Raw genomic sequence first — 710 nt, forward strand, 5'->3', positions numbered from 1 at the left:
GTAGCGGTGATGCTGTTCGGAGGCTGATCATGGGGTGTCGTCGGATGCTGAGTGTTGAGGATCGCGCGGCGATCATGGCGGGGTTGGAGGCGGGCTTGTCCCAGACGCGTATCGCCCACTTGATTGGGCGTAGCCCCTCGGTGGTGTGCCGTGAAATCGCCCGCCATCGGGGTCCTGGCGGCGTGTACCAGGCCGAGGATGCCGGGAGAGCAGCGCAGGTGGCCAGGCGCCGCCCTAAGAAGCGGCTCCTGGACCGCGATGAGATTCTCCGCCGCCGCGTGATCTTTGATTTGTCGCAGGGGCGCACGCCCCGCCAGATCAGCGGACGCCTGAGCGTGGAGGCATGTGGCACAGTGGCTCCTATGGATAATTCTCCCCACGCCCAGGGCCGCACGATCAGCCACGAGGCGATCTACACGTGGATCTACGCCCACCCCAAGAAGACGCTGATCGAGCACGGCGTATGCCTGCCCTCCAGGCGGTGGATGCGCAAGAAACCCCCTGCAGGCGGGCGCACACCACCCATTGTCGGCATGCGATTAATTGACGAACGCCCCGACATTGCTGACCGGATGATCCCTGGCAACTGGGAGGGGGACCTCATCATCGGCAAAGATGGGGCCAGTGCGTGCGCAACCCTGGTCGAGCGCACCACCCGCTACCTGATCATCGTGGCCCTGCCACTGGGACGCAGGGCCGACCAGGTCTGT

The 710-nt window shown here is 65.1% G+C and carries 1 protein-coding gene; it reads left to right on the forward strand.

The features are described from left to right. Window positions 1-44: 44 nt before the first annotated feature. A partial coding sequence (locus O3932_RS10450) for an IS30 family transposase (RefSeq protein WP_371538311.1) occupies window positions 45-710 on the forward strand: 666 nt, incomplete at its 3' end.

Source organism: Pauljensenia sp. 20925_1_25, assembly GCF_041433955.1.
Classification (GTDB): Bacteria; Actinomycetota; Actinomycetes; order Actinomycetales; family Actinomycetaceae; genus Pauljensenia.